General features: G+C 42.9%; 16 protein-coding genes, 1 tRNA gene, 1 rRNA gene and 1 pseudogene. 12 read left to right on the forward strand and 7 right to left on the reverse strand.

All coding sequences use genetic code 11. The features are described from left to right. The first annotated feature begins 51 nt into the window (after window positions 1-51). From K1720_RS03670 to K1720_RS03685, 4 genes are all read left to right on the forward strand, one after another. Window positions 52-128, forward strand: a tRNA-Ala gene (locus tag K1720_RS03670). Between the two features lie 121 nt (window positions 129-249). Continuing rightward, window positions 250-3,279: ribosomal RNA gene (locus K1720_RS03675) — 23S ribosomal RNA — on the forward strand. Window positions 3,280-3,414: 135 nt separating this feature from the next. Further along, window positions 3,415-3,921 carry a magnesium-dependent phosphatase-1 gene (locus tag K1720_RS03680; protein WP_251950019.1) on the forward strand — a complete coding sequence of 169 codons (507 nt, stop codon included), beginning with the start codon at window positions 3,415-3,417 and terminating at the stop codon, window positions 3,919-3,921. Then, complete coding sequence (locus K1720_RS03685; protein ID WP_251950021.1) at window positions 3,902-4,468, forward strand: DUF366 family protein; 567 nt, start codon at window positions 3,902-3,904, stop codon at window positions 4,466-4,468. Before K1720_RS03680 ends, K1720_RS03685 begins: the two co-directional genes overlap by 20 nt. On the opposite strand, the gene K1720_RS03690 is transcribed toward K1720_RS03685, so the two are convergent. Next, window positions 4,469-5,083 (reverse strand): diacylglycerol/polyprenol kinase family protein, encoded by a 615-nt coding sequence (locus K1720_RS03690; RefSeq protein WP_251950023.1) that lies wholly within the window; start codon window positions 5,081-5,083, stop codon window positions 4,469-4,471. Window positions 5,084-5,197: 114 nt separating this feature from the next. On the opposite strand from K1720_RS03690, the gene lysS reads away from it, so the two are divergent. Further along, window positions 5,198-6,778, forward strand: coding sequence for a lysine--tRNA ligase (gene lysS, locus K1720_RS03695; RefSeq protein ID WP_251950025.1), 1,581 nt, complete (start codon window positions 5,198-5,200; stop codon window positions 6,776-6,778). 4 nt (window positions 6,779-6,782) lie between these two features. On the opposite strand, the gene K1720_RS03700 is transcribed toward lysS, so the two are convergent. Next, a complete protein-coding gene (locus K1720_RS03700) occupies window positions 6,783-7,469 on the reverse strand; it encodes a class I SAM-dependent methyltransferase (protein WP_251950027.1) in 687 nt (228 codons plus the stop codon). Window positions 7,470-7,555: 86 nt separating this feature from the next. On the opposite strand from K1720_RS03700, the gene K1720_RS03705 reads away from it, so the two are divergent. Together K1720_RS03705 and K1720_RS03710 are read left to right on the forward strand one after the other, a co-directional pair. Further along, window positions 7,556-8,137: an indolepyruvate oxidoreductase subunit beta gene (locus K1720_RS03705; protein WP_251950029.1), complete on the forward strand. Its 582-nt coding sequence runs from the start codon at window positions 7,556-7,558 to the stop codon at window positions 8,135-8,137. Between the two features lie 159 nt (window positions 8,138-8,296). Beyond that, window positions 8,297-8,722 carry a metal-dependent transcriptional regulator gene (locus tag K1720_RS03710; RefSeq protein ID WP_251950031.1) on the forward strand — a complete coding sequence of 142 codons (426 nt, stop codon included), beginning with the start codon at window positions 8,297-8,299 and terminating at the stop codon, window positions 8,720-8,722. A 29-nt stretch (window positions 8,723-8,751) separates the two neighbouring features. Here K1720_RS03710 and K1720_RS03715 read toward each other — a convergent pair whose 3' ends face one another. Next, window positions 8,752-10,089, reverse strand: coding sequence for an NCS2 family permease (locus K1720_RS03715; protein WP_251950033.1), 1,338 nt, complete (start codon window positions 10,087-10,089; stop codon window positions 8,752-8,754). Window positions 10,090-10,223: 134 nt separating this feature from the next. Here K1720_RS03715 and K1720_RS03720 point away from each other — a divergent pair, with 134 nt between their 5' ends. Further along, window positions 10,224-11,519, forward strand: a complete 1,296-nt coding sequence (locus tag K1720_RS03720) for an NAD(P)-dependent malic enzyme (protein WP_251950035.1) — start codon at window positions 10,224-10,226, stop codon at window positions 11,517-11,519. On the opposite strand, the gene dph5 is transcribed toward K1720_RS03720, so the two are convergent. Then, window positions 11,516-12,310 (reverse strand): diphthine synthase, encoded by a 795-nt coding sequence (dph5, locus tag K1720_RS03725; RefSeq protein WP_251950037.1) that lies wholly within the window; start codon window positions 12,308-12,310, stop codon window positions 11,516-11,518. The genes K1720_RS03720 and dph5 overlap by 4 nt on opposite strands. Before the next feature lie 119 nt (window positions 12,311-12,429). Here dph5 and bpsA point away from each other — a divergent pair, with 119 nt between their 5' ends. The 3 genes and pseudogenes from bpsA to K1720_RS03740 all read left to right on the forward strand — a co-directional run bounded on the left by bpsA (window position 12,430) and on the right by K1720_RS03740 (window position 14,208). Then, a complete protein-coding gene (gene bpsA / locus K1720_RS03730) occupies window positions 12,430-13,482 on the forward strand; it encodes a N(4)-bis(aminopropyl)spermidine synthase (RefSeq protein WP_251950039.1) in 1,053 nt (350 codons plus the stop codon). Between the two features lie 101 nt (window positions 13,483-13,583). Next, window positions 13,584-13,889: pseudogene (locus K1720_RS03735) on the forward strand (metal-sulfur cluster assembly factor); the annotation flags it as partial. A 139-nt stretch (window positions 13,890-14,028) separates the two neighbouring features. Beyond that, on the forward strand, window positions 14,029-14,208 hold the full coding sequence (locus K1720_RS03740) for a ferredoxin (RefSeq protein WP_251950041.1): 180 nt from the start codon (window positions 14,029-14,031) through the stop codon (window positions 14,206-14,208). 40 nt (window positions 14,209-14,248) lie between these two features. On the opposite strand, the gene K1720_RS03745 is transcribed toward K1720_RS03740, so the two are convergent. Both K1720_RS03745 and K1720_RS03750 read right to left on the reverse strand, forming a co-directional pair. Beyond that, the gene (locus K1720_RS03745; RefSeq protein ID WP_251950043.1) at window positions 14,249-15,421 is read right to left on the reverse strand and encodes a nicotinate phosphoribosyltransferase; all 1,173 of its coding nucleotides are present in this window, start codon (window positions 15,419-15,421) and stop codon (window positions 14,249-14,251) included. 54 nt (window positions 15,422-15,475) lie between these two features. Beyond that, entirely contained in the window at window positions 15,476-15,823 is a 348-nt protein-coding gene (locus K1720_RS03750) for a 6-pyruvoyl trahydropterin synthase family protein (protein ID WP_251950045.1), read from the reverse strand. A 298-nt stretch (window positions 15,824-16,121) separates the two neighbouring features. Here K1720_RS03750 and metG point away from each other — a divergent pair, with 298 nt between their 5' ends. Beyond that, on the forward strand, window positions 16,122-18,305 hold the full coding sequence (gene metG, locus K1720_RS03755; RefSeq protein ID WP_251950047.1) for a methionine--tRNA ligase: 2,184 nt from the start codon (window positions 16,122-16,124) through the stop codon (window positions 18,303-18,305). A 58-nt stretch (window positions 18,306-18,363) separates the two neighbouring features. Here the strand turns inward: metG and K1720_RS03760 are convergent, their stop codons facing one another. Continuing rightward, entirely contained in the window at window positions 18,364-19,209 is an 846-nt protein-coding gene (locus tag K1720_RS03760) for a helix-turn-helix transcriptional regulator (protein ID WP_251950049.1), read from the reverse strand. Between the last annotated feature and the right edge of the window lie 11 nt (window positions 19,210-19,220).

A 19,220-nucleotide genomic window follows, 5' to 3' on the forward strand; every position in this document is an offset into this window, starting at 1 on the left:
TCGCCGGAAACCCATCCGGGGGGCTTAAGGGGTGTTGGGTCTGCTTGAAGTGGGCCGGTAGCTCAGCCTGGGAGAGCGCCGGCTTTGCAAGCCGGAGGCCCCGGGTTCAAATCCCGGCCGGTCCACCACGAAGAGGTGCACATCCCGAGCAAAGCTCGGGGTGGAAGGGTCCTAGGCCCCGAAATAGGGGTCACGATGAGGACCGTGCATAGGTAGATTTGGCCCAAAAAATGTCCAGCCTCCAAGTAGGGGGTAAGAAACCTAAGCCACCTGGTGGATGGCTCGGCTCGGGGCGCCGACGAAGGGCGTGGCAAGCTGCGATAAGCCCCGGTGAGGCGCAGGCAGCCTTCGAGCCGGGGATTCCCGAATGGGACTTCCTGCGGCTTTGCCGCACTCCCACCAGGGAGAGGGAACGCGGGGAATTGAAACATCTTAGTACCCGCAGGAAAAGAAAGCAAAAGCGATGCCGTGAGTAGGGGCGACCGAAAACGGCACAGGGCAAACTGAACCCTGAGTGGAAACACTCAGGGGATGTGGTGTAGCAGGGCCCTGCATTGGAGCCTCTCGGGTGAAGCCGAAGTCCGCTGGAACGCGGCGCCGGAGAGGGTGATAGCCCCGTAGGCGTAAGCCCGAAGGCTCCTGCGGGGTTCCTGAGTACCGTCGGTCGGATATCCGGCGGGAAGCTGGGAGGCATCGGCTCCCAACCCTAAATACGTCCCGAGACCGATAGCGAACTAGTACCGTGAGGGAAAGCTGAAAAGCACCCCGGGAGGGGGGTGAAAAGAGCCTGAAACCAGGTGGCGATAGTTGGGTGCGGCCCGAAAGGAATGATTCTTCCCGAAGGAAATCCCGGCGACGGGAGAGTACGAGGGAAGAGGACCGGGGTTGCACCGTCCGTCTTGAAACACGGGGCAGGGAGTTCACGGCCGTGGCGAGGTTAAGGGGATAAATCCCCGGAGCCGCAGGGAAACCGACAGGTCCGCAGGCGCTTCGCCGAGGGACGGGGTGTGAAAGCGCCCGGAGTCACGGCCGTGAGACCCGAAACCGGTCGATCTAGCCCGGGGCAGGGTGAAGTCCCTCAACAGAGGGATGGAGGCCCGTTAGGGATGCTGATGTGCAATTCGCTCCCGTGACCTCGGGCTAGGGGTGAAAGGCCAATCGAGGCCGGAGATAGCTGGTTCCCGCCGAATTATCCCGCAGGATAGCCTCCCCGGAGGTAGGTAGTGGGGTAGAGCACTGATTGGGTGTGCAGGGGGCGAAAGCCTCCGGCACCCTGTCAAACTCCGAACCCACTACCGCCGTAGATGGGGGGAGTAGGGTGACGGTGTAAGCCGTCCACCGAGAGGGGAACAACCCAGACCGGGGTTAAGGCCCCAAAGTGCCGGCTAAGTATTACTCCAAAGGGTGTCCCTGGCCTTAGACAGCGGGGAGGTAGGCTTAGAAGCAGCCATCCTTTAAAGAGTGCGTAACAGCTCACCCGTCGAGGTCAGGGGCCCCGAAAATGGACGGGGTTCAAGCCGGCCGCCGAGACCCCGGCGCACGGACCGATTGGTCCGTGATCGGGTAGGCGGGCGTCCCGATGGGGTAGAAGTCGGGCCGTGAGGTCCGGTGGACCCGTCGGGATTGCGGATCCTGCCGGGAGTAGCAGCATAGCCGGGTGAGAATCCCGGCCGCCGAAGGGGCCAGGGTTCCACGGCAATGTTCGTCAGCCGTGGGTTAGTCGGTCCTAAGCCAGCCCGTAACTCGGTGCTGGCGAAAGGGAAACGGGTTTATATTCCCGTACCGCGGAGGTAGGTGCGGCAACGCAAGCTCCGAGGGTGACGCCTCGGGGTAGGCGGACCGGTCCACAAGGCCGGCTAAGCGTATAAGCCCGGGGAGTGCCGTAATGGCGAGAACCGGGTGAAAGCGCGAATGGCCTCCCGTAAGGGGGGTTCCGCCGATCCCTGGGGCCCGTGAAAAGCCCTTGGAGAACGATCCTCCGCGACCGTACCGAGAACTGACACTGGTGCCCCTGGGTGAGAAGCCTAAGGCGTGTCGGGGGAAACCCAGCCGAGGGAACTCGGCAAATTGGCCCTGTAACTTCGGGAGAAGGGGTGCCTGCGGTTGCGTAAACCGCAGGTCGCAGTGACTAGGGGGGCCCGACTGTTTAGTAAAAACACAGGTCCCAGCTAGCCCGAAAGGGTTTGTACTGGGGCCGACGCCTGCCCAGTGCCGGTACGTGAAGCCCGGGTTCAACCGGGTGAAGCGCCGGTAAACGGCGGGGGTAACTATAACCCTCTTAAGGTAGCGAAATTCCTTGTCGGTTAAATGCCGACCTGCATGAATGGCGTAACGAGGTCCCCACTGTCCCCGGCTGGGGCCCGGCGAAACCACTGCCTGGCGCATATGCCAGGGACCCCCGGTGGGAAGCGAAGACCCCATGGAGCTTTACTGCAGCCTGCCGTTGCCATACGGCGGAGGGTGCGCAGCGTAGGCGGGAGGCGTCGAAGTCCGGTCTCCGGGCCGGATGGAGCCGTCCATGAGACACCGCCCACCCTTTGCCGTATGGCTAACCCGCAAAAGCGGGGACAGCGGTAGGTGGGCAGTTTGGCTGGGGCGGCACACCCTCGAAAAGGTATCGAGGGTGCCCTAAGGTCGGCTCAGGCGGGTCAGGAATCCGCCGTAGAGTGCAAGGGCAAAAGCCGGCCTGACTGGACCCGTAACAGAGGCGGGTCCAGCCGCGAAAGCGTGGCCTAGCGAACCCCAGAGCCTCCCCGGTGGGGGCCTGGGATGACAGAAAAGCTACCCTGGGGATAACAGAGTCGTCTCGGGCGAGAGCCCATATCGACCCCGAGGCTTGCTACCTCGCTGTCGGCTCTTCCCATCCTGGTCCTGCAGCAGGGGCCAAGGGTGGGGGTGTTCACCCATTAAAGGGGAACGTGAGCTGGGTTTAGACCGTCGTGAGACAGGTCGGATGCTATCTACCGGGGGTGCTGGCCGCCTGAGGGGAAGGCGCCCTTAGTACGAGAGGAACAGGGTGCCGCGGCCTCTGGTCTACCGGTTGTCCTACAGGGCATAGCCGGGCAGCTACGCCGTAGCCGATAAGGCCTGAAGGCATCTAAGGCCGAAGCGGCCCCCGAAAATAGGCGGCCACTCCCTGGCGCAAGGGGTCGGGTGACCGGTCCGTTGCCAGGGACGAGGGCGCCCGCAGAAGACGGGTTTGATGGAGCGGGGATGTAAGCGGGAAGGGAAACCGACCCGTTTAGTCTGCCGCTCCCAATAGCCCGAGGTTCTTACCCCCGAAAGGGGGCTGGGCATTTGATAGGCCAAATCTACCTATGCACGGTCCTTGTAACTTTAATCTCTTCTGAATGTATATTCCAGTTTAACGATAATTTCAAAAATCTAAGTTATGATTATTTCTTGGTGAAAATAATGAAATTGTTGATTCTAGACCTTGATGGTACTTTGTGGGATCACTATGATGCATCTAGGTTGACCCCTCCATTTAAAGTCAATAGGAATGAATTAGTTGACTCTTATGGAAATAAATTGCGACTTTTTGAAGGAGCTAGGGAGTTTCTTGAATGGGCAAAAGACAGATTTCTCTTGAGTATTGCAAGCTGGAATGTAGAAGAATTGGTTCGACCTATTCTTGAAGAATTTGGTATTTGGCATTACTTTGTTTTTCCTAAAATTGAAAACCATCCAAATAAAGCCGATATGATACTTAGGACTCTCAAACAACTTCAAACCATTGGGTATGAGATAAATGAAGTAATCTATGTTGACGATAGGACTCTTCATCTAGAAGAAGTCAAAAGGGCAATTCCAGAGATAAAGTTTGTTCATATGTGGAGAGATGTAAAAAATTTTGAAGAACTTAAATTCTACCTCATAGAAAGAAGTTGGGGTGAGGAAAATGGAACTTTTGATAGTTAGGGATAAGAGGATTGATTATGACGGCTCTGCCATAAAGAGTCACTGGGCGTACAGGAACTTTGGAGTTCTAGGAAATTCAATAGTCATTTTCAGGGGAAAATGTAATGTCAAAGTTGAAGAGATGATCGATATTGAGGATCTCCGTCAGAAAAAGGAGATAAAAAGTGATGACATGGTCCATTATATAATAGAGGTTTTTGAGGTTCCAAATGTTTTCTTAGCGTCAGTCCTTCAGAAGCTCTTTATAGTAAGGCTCTGTGAAGTTTTGGAGGCATACGGAATAAAAACTTCCAGACGCGGCGATGACATTTACGTCAATGATAAGAAACTTAGTATTTCTATTGCTACAATCTCTCCGATGAGTATTAAAGTTCACATAGGGATAAACGTGGAAGCAAAAGGAATTCCAGAAGAAGTCACTGCAATAGGTCTAAAAGAGCTTGGAATAAATAACATTGAGGAATTTATGGAAGCAAGTGGAAAAGCGCTAGTGGAAGAATTCTTAAAGGCCAAAAAGGATAGTCTAAAAGTTAGATGGGCTGAATAGCTAGAGTATACTCCTAATTAGTATCCCTATGATTGGTACGGAGAGATTGTCGTCTATAAATCGCTGGTATTCAGCAAATGTAAGAATAATACTCCATAAGAACTTTGAGTACCAAGAAACACTCTGAAGGAAAAAGAAGGCTATTAAAAGACTTGAGAAAAAGTATCCTACACTACCACTCCAGTGTTTCTTTAAATTTACATTATACCCTCTTTTTCTGAAATAATGAAATCTTATGATTCCAGTAACCCCATCACTTATTGCCATAACCAAAAGAAGTGCTGTTGCATATTCTCTGGGGAGGAAAAACACTACTACGGCTGCAGAGAATGCAAAGAACACCTCCCCATAATTCTTATCTATTTGATACCACTGAAGTTCTCCCTTCTTTATGTGCAAATATAATTGGGCGGTTCCAAAAAGAAGTGCTGCTAGAGAGAATATTTCTTTGGGGATTTGTTCGAAATAGTAGAGGAGTGTTGCAGGCACAATGCTGAAATGAATTATTTTTCTGTTTACCCATGCATATTCTTTGCCTGTGTACTTTGTTATGAATATTGCACTTAAAATAGGGAGTGCTGCAAAAAATACTGCCGTTGCTATGTTCATTTCCATCACCCGTTAATAGGAGGTCAAAATATTTAAACTTTGTTTGTTCGCATTTCTATTTGAAAACGCAGAGCCAAAACTTAAAAATGATCTTTATGAGTCTACATTGGGGGATGAAAAATGGTTCATTGGGCTGATTATATGGCTGAGAAAATTATTCGAGAAAAGGGGGATAAAGAGTCCTATGTAGTTGAGAGTGGAATCACTCCTAGTGGTTATGTCCACATAGGAAACTTTAGAGAACTTTTCACCACTTATATAGTAGGTCACGCTTTAAAAGACAAAGGAAAGAAGGTTAGACATATTCATATGTGGGATGATTATGATAGGTTTAGAAAAGTCCCGAAAAACGTTCCCAAGGAATGGCAAGAGTATCTCACAATGCCTGTAAGTGAAGTTCCTGATCCTTGGGGATGTCATGAGAGTTATGCTGATCACTTTAGAGAGCTCTTTGAAGAAGAAGTAGAAAAGTTAGGCATTGCTGTGGATTTCCTAAGGGCGAGCGAACTTTACAAAAGTGGAGAATACGCTAATGATGTGAGGATAGCCCTTGAAAAGAGAAACAAGATTATGGAGATCTTAAATAAGTTTAGAGACATGGCAAAACAGCCCCATTTGCCTGAAGATTGGCAACCAGTTCAAATTTATTGTCCTAACTGCCGCAAAGAGGCTCAATTTGTCGAATGGGATGGCGAATGGAAGATAAAGTATAGATGTATACATTGTGACCGTGAAGATGTTACAGACATCAGAGACGGGAATGTTAAGCTCAGATGGAGGGTAGACTGGCCCATGAGATGGGCTCACTTTAATGTGGATTTTGAACCAGCTGGAAAGGATCACCTAGCAGCAGGTTCAGGATATGAAACGGGTATTGAGATAATAAAGGCAGTTTATGGAAAAGAACCTCCGATGCCGCTTATGTATGAGTTTGTAGGCATAAAAGGTCAAAAAGGTAAGATGAGTGGATCTAAGGGAAACGTTATATTGCTGAGCGATCTTTATGAAGTTCTAGAGCCGGGAGTAATAAGGTTCCTCTATGCGAGACATAGGCCGAACAAGGAAATAAAAATCGACCTCGAATTAGGTTTGTTAAATCTTTATGATGAATTTGATAAGGTCGAGAGGCTGTATTTTGGTATGGAAGAGGCTAAAAACCCTGAAGAAGGGGAAGAGCTTAAGAGGACTTATGAACTTTCAATGCCCTTTATTCCAGAGCGATTAATAGCGCAGGCACCTTTTAGGTTCCTCGTAGTGCTAGTTCAGATGCCCCATTTGGACGAGGATAAAATAATAAATGTGCTAAAGGAACAGGGTCATATTCCAACTGATCTGGGAAAAGAAGATCTAGAGAGAATAAAATTGAGGATACAGCTTGCTAAAAACTGGGTAGAGAAATATGCTCCTGAAGGAGTTAAATTTGAACTTCAAGAAAAATTGCCCACAGTAGAGATGAGTGAAGACATCAAAGAAGCTTTGGAAGAACTCGCAGAATGGATTGAAAGAAAGGAAAGATTTACAGTCGATGAGTTAAACACGGTTATCTTCGATGCTGCTAAAAAACGGGGAATTTCAAGTAAAAAATACTTTAAAGTGCTTTATAGTTTGTTTATAGGTAAAGAACGGGGTCCAAGATTAGCTCCATTCTTAGCGTCACTGGACAGGGAATTTGTCATTAAGAGGCTTAGACTCGAGTCTTAGTTTCTTATTTTTTCTTGTAGATATTTAGATATGAAAGTTCATCAAGTTTAATGGTCTCTATTGGAGTGAAATACATTCTTGCAAGTAGATCTATAGTTGTACTTCCCCAAATAACAAATCTGACTCGAAAAGTGATTTCATCACTTCTGTATTCTATCAGGGCGGTTTTCTCTTCTTTATCTATAACGACTTTATTAATCCAATATTTTTCTCCTATGACAGTCCCCATCTGGATTCGAGAGAGTAGCTCTCTCATATCTATAAAGTTTATTAAAAAGAGCCCTTCCTTTTTAAGGACCCTCCTTACTTCTTTGAAGACCCTATTTAGTTCTCTTGGTAAAAAATGTGTCGTTGTGTTTCCAAGAAATATTACATAGTCAAATATATTATCTTCAAAGGGAAGATTCATAGCATTCCCAATAAGGAATTCGACTTTAGAGTTCTTTTCATTTCCATAAGTCCTGGCTTTCTCTATCATCTTTTCACTGATATCCACTCCGATTATATCGAATCCATACTCTTCAAGAAGAAATGAAAATCCTCCGACCCCGCAAGCCAAATCTAAAACTTTTCCTTTCTTCTCCATGAATTTGAGTAAATAGGGCTCGAGTTCTTCTATTCTTTTTTGATATTCTTTTGAGTAAATATCAGTATATGCCCTAAATGCCTGATAGTATTCTTCAAATCCCATGAGAATAGATAGGGTGTCTAATAAATAAATCTTCTCTCGAGCGCCAGATTTTTAACCCCTCTCTCTTAATATTCTCGGTGACAGGCATGGAGTTCAATTTAATCATAACCGGTGTTGGTGGTCAAGGGGGGCTTACACTTTCAAGAATCATTGGAAATGCCGCAATGAAAGAAGGTTATAATGTCAGAATTGGTGAAACTCTTGGAATGAGCCAGAGGTATGGAAGCGTGCTTAGTTATCTTCGTTTTGGAGAAGAGGTTTATTCTCCTCTAATTGAAGAAGGAGAAGCTGATTTAATGCTGGCCCTTGAACCTGCAGAGGCCTTAAGAAATGCTCGCTTTTTAAGTGGAAAAAGTTATGCAATAGTTAATGCATATCCTATTCACACAGCCACCACTTTGGTCGGGAAAGAGGAATATCCAGATCTGAATGACGTCCAGAAGGCCTTAAAAAGAATATGTCCTGTTGAAATGATGGATTTCCAAAAGGAGGCAGATAAAATTAATCCACGGACCCTTGGAGTTTTAATGCTTGGTTATGCTTACGGTAGGGGCTTGGTACCACTAAGGAAGGAGAGCCTCATTGAGGGTATTAAAGAAACATTGAAGGCTAAGCTGTGGGAAGTTAATATTCTAGCCTTAGAGAGGGGTATTGAACTGGCTAGATAATTTTTCCATTATTCTTTCTGACCTCCTCCCCGCTTTTCAAGATGGGGAGGTTTGAGGGGTTTCATTCAGACCCACCCTAAAGAGCGAGACTTTCAAAAGAAAAATGTAAAACCAAAAAGCACTTAAATTATTTAGGTTACTCTAACCTAGGTGAGGTGTGTGGAAATAAGTAAAAGGGAAGAGGAGTACTTGGAGACTATGTATATTCTTCAAAAGAATAAGGGGATAATTAGGGTAAAAGATATCTCAAAAAAACTCGGAGTAAGGCCTCCGAGTGTTGTTGATGCGCTCAAAAAGCTTAATGAGAAAGGATTTATTGAGTATGAAAAATATGATAGGATTTTACTAACTGAGAAGGGAGTAGAAGTTGCAAAATCTACCTACCAAAAGCATCTACTTTTAATGAAATTCTTCACCGAAATCCTTGGGATCCCCCCTGAGATAGCAGAAGAAGATGCATGCCAGTTTGAACATTATGTGCATGAAATAACAGCTGAGAGAATGAAAGAATTTGCCAAGTACATAGAGGAGCACTGTCCTTATGTGCTTAAGCAATTTCTGAAGGAGTCTAAAGAAAAAAGTTGAGAAAAGCTCTTTTCTTAAATTTTAGGGGGTCAGAAGACCCCTCCTAAATATGCAAAGTATCCTATGAAGATCAAGGTTAATATGTACATGAGTGGGTGTATTTCTTTTCTACGGCCACTGAAGAGCTTAAGTATGGTGTAGCTTATGAAGCCCATTCCTATTCCATCTGCAATTGAGTAAGTGTAAGGTATGGTTATGAGTACTAGGAATGCTGGAATAGCTTCACTTGCGTCGTCAAAGTCTACCCCTCTTATTGCACTTAGCATGTAGTAACCCACTATAACAAGAGCTGGGGCTGTTGCAAATGCAGGGATAGCTTGGGCAAGTGGGGCTATGAATAATCCTACTGCTAGAAACAAAAGGCCTGTAACGAGGGCTGTCATTCCTGTTCTTCCACCTTCTTCTATACCAGCCGCACTTTCTATGTATGTAGTAACCGTTGAAGTGCCAAGCAACGCTCCAAAAGTCGTACCTATTGCATCAGTTAAAAGTACCTTTTCAGCATCTGGTACTTTTCCTTCTTTTGTTAGAAATCCTGCTTTGGCACTCAATCCTGTGACTGTTCCAAGCGTGTCGAAGAAATCTACCATAAAGAAGGCAAATACTACACCAATAGCCCCCACATTGAGAAGTCCCTGGAGATCAAGCTTTAGGAAGGTGTAGCTTATGTTTGGTGTTGAAAAGATATGGTCTGGCCAGGGTGCAGCACCAGTTATCCATCCAAGTATACTGGTAGTGATGATTGAGATCAATAAAGCTCCTTTAATTCTAAGGGCGATAAGGACTCCCGCAAGGAATAGTCCAAAGAAGAATAGTATTATGGGCTTCGTGGCAAGTGCGGATACATTAAAGCCAGTGAACTTTAAGACACCACTTTCATCAACAAAGGCCGTTAAAAGGCCCACATCGTTGAGACCTATAAATGTCAAGAAAAGACCTATACCTGCTCCAACGGCATATTTCTGACTCAGGGGGATTGCGTGTATTATGGCGCTTCTTACTTTTGTGACGCTTAGTACTATGAAGAGTATACCTTCAACGAAAACAGCTGCGAGGGCAACTCTCCAATCATAACCCATTCCAATAACAACGCTGTATGCGAAATAAGCGTTAAGGCCCATTCCTGGGGCTAATGCAAAAGGCTTCTTTGCATAGAGTCCCATTATTATTGTGGATATTCCTGCTGCTAATGCTGTAACAGCTACAAGTGAGTTAAATGCTTCCTTACCTATTGCATCGCTCAATATAGCTGGGTTCACAAAGAGTATGTATGCCATAGTCATAAACGTTGTAATACCGGCGAGCACTTCGGTTTTCATATTTGTTCTATACTCAGTGAACTCAAAATACTCTTCGAACCACGACATTTCGCTCACCTCAAATTGATACAAAAATGCTAAAATAATAAGGATATTTAAATATTTTTGGACATAAATATGTTAAATTAAAAGAAGCGTAAATATTTAAAAGATCATACAAGAGAAGGAAGGGGTTGTTGTAAATGATTGATGAAGAATTTAGAAAAAGGCTTGCAGAACATGCTCTTGAATATCATAGGAATAATTTTCCAGGAAATGGTAAGATAGAAATTATTCCAAAGGTGAAAGTTGGGGATCCTTATGATCTCAGCTTGGCTTATACCCCAGGGGTTGCTGAACCGTGCAGATCTATTGTTGCTGGGAGGAGTTATGAGGATTATACTGTAATTCCAAATACTGTAGCTGTTATTTCTGATGGTTCTGCAGTACTGGGTCTTGGAGATATTGGTGTCTTGGCCGGAATGCCCGTTCTGGAGGGAAAATGTGTTCTTTTTAAAGTGTTAGCGGGAGTAGATGCTTTTCCAATACTAATAGACACTAAAGAAGTCGATGAGATTGTAAATACTGTAAAGCTGATTTCAAGGGGATTTGGAGGTATAAATCTTGAGGATATTTCTGCCCCGAGATGTTTTGAAATTGAAGAGAGATTAAAGAAGGAGCTGGACATCCCAGTTTTTCACGATGATCAGCATGGAACAGCGGTTGTTACTTTAGCGGGACTTATAAATGCATTAAAAATTGTTGGGAAAAACTTTGAAGAGATAAAAGTAGCCATAAAAGGAGCTGGTGCAGCGGGGATTGCAATAGCCAAAATTCTTCACCATAAAGGGGTTAAGGAAATAGTGATGGTAGACAGGAAGGGAGTAATCTATGAGGGCAGAGAAGGCTTAAATCCATACAAAAGAGAAGTGGCCAAATTTAACATATACGGCGTAGAAGGGAATTTGATCGATGCCATTGAAGGAGCAGACGTTTTCATAGGAGTCAGTGTAGGAGAGAGTGTAAATGAAGAAATAATCCAAAAAATGAGCGATGATGCTATAGTTTTTGCAATGGCAAATCCCATTCCGGAGATCATGCCTGAAAAGGCCAAAAAAGCAGGTGCTAAGATAGTTGCTACTGGCAGAAGTGATTATCCTAACCAAATAAATAATGTTCTGGGATTTCCGGGGATATTCAGAGGAGCGTTGGACGTGAGAGCAAAGGAGATAACGTTGAATATGAACATAGCAGCGGCAGAGGCAATAGCTAACGTTGTTTCAGATGAGGAACTTTCTGAGGAGTATATAATTCCTACTCCCCTGCACCCGGAAGTTTATCCAATGGAAGCAAGAGCAGTTGCAGAACAAGCTATGAAAGATGGAGTGGCTAGAAGGAAAATAAGTGGAGAATGGGTAGAAGAGTACACAAGAAAGCTGAGAGCCTTTTATCAACACTACATTGCCCCAATAAACAGAAAAAGAAAGAAATTTGGTTAAACCTCTTTCAGTATTTCCTTTGGGGCGTTGGCAAATTCCACGAGATATTCTGCTTCTACTATGTGAAGCTTGCCTGGGACTATTAATACGTGAGGTTGGTTCCCAAAATCTTCTTTTATCATCTCTTTTACGTATCCTGCTTTAAGTGTGGGGGTTAGTGATCCTGCTCTAGCGAGTACGATTGCTAATGTGTTCTCAGTGAAGACATTCCCTTTCTTCATTTCTTCTATCTGTAGAAGGATGCGCATAGCTTCATTTGCGGTCATGTACCTTCCTTGTTCTGCTTTTATGTCGAGAAAGAGGAGAGTATGGAGCCCACGTTCTTTGTTTTCTTTTAGTACATCATAATGGCTTGTTGGAAACCAATTTTTTTCTGGATAGGCAACAGTAGCGCTTTTTCCAAATTTATAGATATGAAGTCCTGTTATCGATATGGCTGAGTATATTGATGGGGCGTGAATAATGTAACTTTCTATTCCCATCTGTTTTGCTCTTATCCTTAGATCTGCGTGTGTAGTAGCTACCATTGGATCTCCGGCGGTTAAAAAAGCAACGTTCTTTTCTTTGGCCTCCTTGAGAACTATCTTTTCAAAGTTTAGTTCAACATCCTCTCGATTTAGAACTCTAATAGGTTTTCCTATCTGTTGCTCTATTTTTTCTATGGTGGTTCCTGCTAAAAGGGAGGTGTAAAACTCTGCGAATAATAATTCACACTTCTTTGCTATCTCTAGACCTTTAAGAGTGATATCCTTTTCATCATAAAGTCCGAGACCTATGAAATAAATTGCCATTCTATTCACCCATCTTCTTAAGGGAGCACAGGCTAAAAATGTATTCCAAAAACTTTAAAATGGGTACATCTGAACTTCTTCCAACGGTTTTGTTAAAAATTTAATCGGAGGGAGTGAAGATGATGGATATTGTGGAGAGAGTTAAAGAGAAAACCCCCATTCCGGTTTATGAGAGAAAAATCGAGAATGTATTAAGTGCTATTTTAGCGAGTAATAATCCATGGAGGATCGTTGATCTAAGTGAGGAACCACTTCCACTTGTAGTTGCAGTTGTTGAAGCACTCCACGAGTTAAACTACGTTGAATTCAGAGAGGGCATAATTCTTACTCAAAAGGGGAAGGAGCTCGTGGAGAAGTATGGGATTGGAAAAAGAGAGGATTATACCTGTAAACATTGTGAAGGAAAGACGGTTGAACTCGATGCATTTAGCGAGCTTCTTGAGCAATTTAAAGAGATTGTAAAAGAGAGGCCTGAACCGAAACATGAGTTTGATCAAGCTTATGTAACTCCTGAAACAACAGTCTCAAGAATTGCTTTAATGCATACTAGAGGGGACTTGGAGAATAAAGAGGTCTTTGTTTTGGGGGATGATGATCTCACAAGCATTGCTTTAATGCTTTCAGGCCTTCCAAAGAGAATTGCGGTTCTTGATATTGATGAACGCCTTACAAACTTTATTGAAAAAACAGCAGAGGAGCTAGGATATGATAATGTAGAAATATTCACTTTCGATCTTAGAAAACCCCTACCAGAGTATGCCTTGAGAAAGTTTGATACTTTCATCACAGATCCCCCCGAAACAGTAGATGCAGTTAGAGCATTTGTAGGAAGGGGAATAGCTACACTGAAAGGCCCTGGATGTGCAGGGTATTTTGGTATAACAAGAAGAGAAAGCTCTACTGATAAATGGCACCAGATAGAAAAGCTTCTCATAACCGAGTTCAACGTTGTTATCACAGATATAATAAGGAACTTTAATGAATATGTCAACTGGGGTTATGTGGAAGAGACTAGAGCATGGAAACTCTTGCCAATAAAAGTTATGCCAGAGTATAACTGGTATAAGAGCTACATGTTTAGAATACAAACTATTGAAGGTTCAAAAGGTTACGAAGATGAGATTACTGCTGGGCAAGAACTCTACGACGATGACGAGAGTTCTACAACTTGAATTTTTCTTTCCACATTTTTGTTCCATAAGGTTTAAATTTGTTGTTTGAAAGTTTTCTTCAGGTGAAAAAAATGAACGAAGAACAAGCTGTTAATAGGGAAGTTAAACTCACGAAGGAGCTTATCCTAGAAAAGCTCAAAGAAGTTATTGATCCAGAACTGGGGATAGACATTGTCAACTTAGGCCTCATTTATGAAATTGATCTGCGCCCCGATAATACTGTGTATGTTAAAATGACTATGACGACTCCAGGGTGCCCATTAACCATGTGGCTCCTTCAAGCAGTGGAACAAAAGGTTCTTGAGATTCCAGGGGTTAAAGATGCTGAAATAGAGTTAACTTTTGATCCGCCTTGGACCCCAGATAGAATAAGTGATGAAGTTAGGAAGCGCTTTGGGATGATTTGAGTTTATTATTCTCTAACATTTTTTAAATGGGTATTGCATTTTTGTTGAGCTTGGAAATACCCTCCCACACCTTTGGTGGGGAAAACGTTTTTAAGCTTCTATCTCCTTCTATTTTTGAAGCTCTTAGGAGGTGCCGGAAATGAAGGTTGTCGTTGATAGGGACACATGCATTGGATGTGGAGTTTGTGCAAGCATTTGTCCAGACGTTTTTGAGATGGATGAGGAAGGAAAAGCCAAAGTTCTTGTACCTGAAACTGACCTTGAATGTGCAAAAGAAGCAGCAGAGAGCTGCCCAACCGGAGCAATTACAGTTGAGTGAATTTCTTTCCTTTTTTCATTAAATATTGAAAAAGAGTAAACTATTCTAATGTGAGTCCAAATTTTTTAGCTTGTTCTAGTACGTATTTCCTTATTTCTCTTGCCTTTGGTAGATCTGCTACTATTTCTCCATCTTTTATTAGTGGCTTTAGGAGGGGTTCAACTTCTGCTCCACATAAGGGGCATTTTTTGAGTTGTCTATCTGCTGGAACTCTATGATAATGTCCCTTTTCACAGCGGTAGACTTGTTTCCTTCCACTGAGTTTCCCTCTTTTTGTATGAGCTTTTCCTTCAACTTCTACTATGTCGAGAGAGAAGTCTATTGGCTTTGCACTTGCTATACTTCCACCCACACCAAAAGCATCTGCAACCTCTACGAGCTCTTTAAGGCTCTCTTCGTCAAGTCCCCCACTTAAAAAGATTTTTACATGTTCGTAACCTCTTAAATCCAGCTCCCATCTTACTTCTTCAATTATTCGTTTGAAATTCCCTCTTCTAGAGCTTGGTGTATCTAGTCTAATTGCTGTTAGTTTCTTTCCTAGGGCCTCAGCAGCCATTAATGCCTCTAGCTTCTCGTCATAGAGCGTGTCTACAAGAGCGACTCTTGGTACTTCCTCAGGCATTACCTCATCAAAGTATTTCCATGCTTTGACTTGGTCTCCAATAGTTAATATTAGAGCGTGAGGCATCGTTCCAACAGGCTTTTCTCCTATCATTTTCGCTCCAAGAACACCACTGACACCATCACATCCCCCTATAAATGCTGAGCGATCTATCATTGGTGCTATAGCTGGATGCATATGTCTTATTCCAAATGAATATACTGGTTTAAATTTGGCTGCAATCTTTGTTCTCAGTGCTGCAGTTGCGATTCCACTTGCTTGACTTAACATTCCGAGTAAAGCAGTCTCAAAAATTCCAAATTCTTTGTAGTATCCTTCGATTTGCATTACTGGTTCGTATGGGTGGAAGATTGTGCCTTCTGGCATAGAATAAACGTTCACTGGGTGACCTTCCAGAAGTTTTGCCACTTCCTCAACTCCTGCTAAAACTCCCCATTTCCAATTTTTTGGGAGTGATGTGGTGCTTATGTCTGCAAAAACTTTTTTATGAATATTCTTTTCCTCGAGAACTTTTTTTGTTCTGATAAAATAGACATCAGTAGTTTCACCGCTTTTTATCTCATCTTCATGAGCGATGTAAAAGTCTCTCATTTTCTACCCCCCGTTATATCTTTGGTAGTGCAACTTTTAGCTTTTTGGTAGGCCTTAAAACTCGAATTCAACCCCATTTTCGTCTCCTTCCCACAAAACAATTTTGTAAAGTCTGATATTCTCCGGCAAGTTTGTTTTAATCTGTTCAGCAATCCATAGGGCTATGTTTTCCGTGGTTGGATTTTTAAATATTCTGTTGAGATTTTTATGTTTCAATGGTGTTATTGTCATTTCTATTATCTTTCTTAGTTCCAGAAAGTCCATTATATAGCCTTCTTTAACTTCCCCTTCGATTAGAACTTCTCCTTTGAACGTATGGCCATGTATTTCTTCTGGTTCGCCATTAATTACTACAGCATGTGCGGCATCAAAACTAAACTTTTCTCTGAGCCTTGCCTTCATACTTTCACCAGAGGAATTTTGATTCAAAAGTTAAAATACTTTGGTAATATTAATTCAGATATTCCTTTCACTTTTTTCTTCTGAAAGCCTCTCCCTTCAAGGTGGAGATGAAATCAGTCTCAATGATAAGGCTTTTGAAAGGAAATGTATAAGAATTCAAGCGTTAAAACTCTCTTGGAATAGAGAACAGATATATATTACTAGGCATATTTTTATGAGATGAAAATAACCCACCGTAATATTTAAAATTGGCGAGAACTTATAAAGGGCAGCGAGTTAGTCTTTGGGGGTGATAGGGATGAGGTTCACAGTGACATCTGCTTTGCCTTATGCTAATGGCCCTATTCATGCGGGGCATTTGGCTGGAGCCTACCTGCCAGCGGATATATTCGTACGTTACTTGAGGTTAAAAGGAGAGGACGTTGTATTTATATGTGGAACAGATGAGCATGGTACACCAATAACTTTCAGAGCCCTTAAAGAAGGAAAGAGCCCAAGGGAAATAGTTGATTATTATCATGAGCACATCAAGACAACTTTTGAGAGGGCTAAAATTAGTTTTGATTACTTTGGTAGAACTGAGCTCCCGGTTCATTATCGTATAAGTCAAGAGTTCTTCCTTAAAGCTCTTGAAAATGGTTACTTAGTTAAGAAAGTTGAAAAACAAGCTTATTGTGAGCACGATAAAATGTTCTTGCCTGACAGGTATGTTATTGGAACATGTCCTTACTGTGGTGCAGAAGAGCAAAGAGGAGATCAATGTGAAGTCTGTGGACATCCACTAACTCCAGAGAAACTTATAAATCCGAAATGTAATATCTGCGGAAACTCAATTACCTTTAGGGACTCAGCTCATTACTATATAAGAATGCAAGACTTTCAAGAAAAACTTAAGAATTGGGTTCTCAGGCAAGAACACTGGAAATCAAATGTTAGGAACACTGTGTTAGGGTGGATTAATGAAGGTTTGGAAGAGAGAGCAATAACCAGGGATCTAAGTTGGGGGATTCCGGTTCCGTTAGAAGATGAAGATGTTAAAGGAAAAGTTCTCTATGTATGGTTTGAAGCCCCAATTGGGTATGTATCAATAACAATAGAGCACTTCAAAAAGCTTGGAAAAGAGAATGAGTGGAAAAAATATTGGTTCAACATTGATGGTGAAACAAGAGTAATTCATTTCATTGGAAAAGACAATGTCCCGTTCCACGCCATATTCTGGCCAGCATTCCTAATGGCTTATGGAACGTATGAGGATAATAATGCTAAGTTTGAATGGAATCTTCCATATGATATACCAGCAAACGAATACCTGAATCTTGAGGGAAGAAAGTTCTCAACAAGCAGAAATTGGGCGATATGGGTCCATGAGTTCCTCGATGCATTTCCTGCAGATTATTTGAGGTACTACCTAACGGCTATAATGCCTGAAACAAGGGACAGTGACTTTAGCTTTGAGGACTTCAAAAAGAAAATAAACGAGGAACTTGTGAACAATCTTGGAAACTTTGTACACCGAGCACTGACCTTTGTGAACAGGTATTTTGATGGAAAGGTTCCAGAAACTGGAGAACTTGATGATCTTGATAGAAAAGCACTTAAAGAAATTGAAAAAACCTTGGAGGAAGTAGGTAGGCTTATTTCGAGATATCAGTTTAAGGAAGCTCTCAAGAGAGTAATGGCCCTAGCAATATTTGGAAACCAGTACTTTGACTATCAGAGGCCATGGAAGACTGCTAAGACTGATAAAGTTAGAACAGGAACTACAATAAATATTTCTCTCCAGTTAGTTAAGGCCCTTGGGATCCTCCTTGAGCCATTCCTTCCAGATGCAAGCGAAAAAATATGGCATCTGCTTAACATTGAGGAAGTGAAAAGATGGGAATTCGTCCCACTAGAAGCAGGCCACAAAGTTAGAAAGGCTGAGATTCTCTTTAGAAAGGTCAGCGATGAAGACATTATAGCATATGTCGTTAACTACATAGGCAAAGGGAATCCAGAAAGCGCAAGAATTCTCTTAGATAAGTACTACAAAATGGAGGATGTTATTAAGATAGCTAAAGAGAGACTTGGGGATGAAAGTGAGATAATTCTTAGGAGGATTTATGGGGAGAAAATGAAAATCACACCTAAAAGAGAAAAAAAGGAGGGTAGTAAGGTGAGCTATGTGAAATTTGAGGAATTTGCAAAACTTGACATAAGAGTTGGAAAGATAATTGGTATTGAAGACCATCCAAATGCAGACAAGCTTTACTTGATTAAGGTGGATCTTGGAGATGAAGTCAGACAACTCGTAGCAGGACTGAAGAAATATTATAAAAAGGAAGAGTTGCTCAACAGATATGTAGCTGTAATAACAAACCTTGAGCCTAAGAAACTCAGAGGAATCGAGAGTCAGGGAATGATCCTAGCTGCAGATGATGGCAAAAACGTTGCTCTGCTAACTCCAGAAAAAGAAGTTAAACTTGGAGCAAAGGTGAGGTGAGTCTTCTTTCCATTTTATGCTTGTTGGATAAATTGGGAAAGAATGGGGGTGAGTAAACTCAAAGCTTGAGTTCCACCCAGTTTTCTTTTCTTCCTTTGATTATTTTCACTAACCCTTGCTTTTCAAGACGTTTGAACATTCTCCAAGCTGTGGTTTTTGGTATCTCCAGAGCAGTTCTCACTTCTGCTTGGCTGGCTCTTCCACCTTTCTCTAAGATATAAAGTAATGCTCTTCTTTCGTCTTCATTTAGATTAAAAGACTCGAGTTTTTTCAAGAATTCTTCTTTGTCTATGTGGGTTTCTGTTCTTTTGGGCTCTTTTCTCCTGTTTCTGGCAAGGACAATAGAAATCAGGAGTATAAGTACCAAAATTCCTAATGGTAAAAGGTATTTGCCATAATTTTGTCCTTCCTCCACAGGAGTTTCTTTGAATTCCAGAGTGTATGATATACTTTGATTCCCAGGGGGCATTGTTATTAAATTAGAGGCTATTTTGAGGGGCACTTCTGAAAGATCCACAACGACAGCATTTTCTGGTAGGATTATATCAAAGGGAAACTCACTAGAAACATTAATTGTCCATACTAGTCCCTCTTTATATGTAATATCTGGTGTATAATAGGAAACATCAACGATTTGGGCCTCGCCAACATATATCACTATATGTCTGTCGTAAATCTCGAAATTTAATGGGCTGTTATTTTCATCAACGACTGCCAGTCCTTCGTAGTTCTCTCCTAAAAACGGCAGAATTATCTGGGAGGAGTATTCATCGGGAATTATTTGATAATGAACTTTGACATAACCATCAGTGTACACAGTTAATTCCATCTCAGAGACTGTAAATTGGGCACTGATAAGGGGTAAAATTGTAAGGATGCTGATTAAAGCTAGGATTTTCTTCATCTCCCAACCCC

It is taken from the genome of Thermococcus argininiproducens, from assembly GCF_023746595.1.
Classification (GTDB): Archaea; Methanobacteriota_B; Thermococci; order Thermococcales; family Thermococcaceae; genus Thermococcus_A; species Thermococcus_A argininiproducens.